Consider the following 668-nt stretch of genomic DNA (forward strand, 5'->3'; position numbering starts at 1 on the left):
GTTTACAAATACCGGCAGCGCTCGGCGACCGGCCTCGTGCTGCCGGTATTTGTAAACTCGGCCTTACGGGGCGAACCGCTTGTCGTTCACGACGACGGCGAGCAAAGGCGGGCATTCCTGCATGTTACCGACGCCGCCGAAGGGTTGCTCCTGGTCATGCAATGCCGATCCTTGCGAGGACGGCCGGTCAATCTGGGTGGCAGCGAGGCAGTGCAGATCGGAAATCTCGCAAGGATGGTGGTTGAGGCGACCAACACGAACGCGCCGATCGTCATGAAGTCTTCCAACGCGGTCTATGGCGAGAAGTTCGCCGTAACGCATGATCGCGTACCGGATACGAGTCTTCTGAGCACCATGACAGGCTGGCGCCCGCTGCGAAGCACAAGGCAGACGATTGCCGACTGCATCGAGCATATGCGTACCGAACGAGTGATGGCTTGACGCTTGGCTTATTGGTCCCGTTCATCGGGGCCCTGTTCATTGCGGTTCCTGGCGTATGGCTGTTCGCTCGCCTTGCGAGGCGCATCGGGGCTGTCTCCAAGGTCAAGAGCGACCGATGGCACACATCGGGCGAAGTCCCTCGACTTGCAGGGCCTGCCCTACTGATCGCGATGTCTCCATGGCTTCCGGTTGGCCATATCCTGTTGCTGGCTCTTCTCTGCCTAGTC

1 protein-coding gene is annotated in these 668 nt (G+C 60.0%); it reads left to right on the forward strand.

The window, feature by feature from the left end; all coding sequences use genetic code 11:
• On the forward strand, positions 1-441 hold a 441-nt coding region (locus tag EN780_RS36465), incomplete at its 5' end, for an NAD-dependent epimerase/dehydratase family protein (protein ID WP_128276606.1).
• Positions 442-668: the final 227 nt, after the last annotated feature.

It is taken from the genome of Mesorhizobium sp. M4B.F.Ca.ET.089.01.1.1 (assembly GCF_004022605.1).
GTDB lineage: Bacteria > Pseudomonadota > Alphaproteobacteria > Rhizobiales > Rhizobiaceae > Mesorhizobium > Mesorhizobium abyssinicae.